Genomic DNA, 255 nt, shown 5'->3' on the forward strand with positions numbered 1-255 from the left:
CTAATGGGTTTAACATGATGTCAACTGGTGTTCCATCAGGAAGATATGGCATATCTTCTTCAGGCATAATTTTTGAAATTACACCTTTGTTACCATGTCGTCCGGCCATTTTATCCCCTTCGTGAATATTACGTTTTTGCACGATGTATGCACGAACGAGCTGATTCACACCAGGAGGAAGTTCATCGCCGTCTTCACGGTTGAATACTTTAACATCCAGGATAATTCCATCGCCGCCATGAGGCACACGCAATG

Annotated in this window: 1 protein-coding gene; it reads right to left on the minus strand. The window is 43.5% G+C overall.

Going from position 1 to position 255, the window contains the following annotated elements:
* Window positions 1–255 (minus strand): hypothetical protein (locus tag M3196_RS22315; protein ID WP_251324386.1); only part of this gene is annotated, 255 nt, incomplete at both ends.

It is taken from the genome of Fictibacillus nanhaiensis (assembly GCF_023715445.1).
Taxonomy (GTDB): Bacteria; Bacillota; Bacilli; order Bacillales; family Fictibacillaceae; genus Fictibacillus; species Fictibacillus nanhaiensis_D.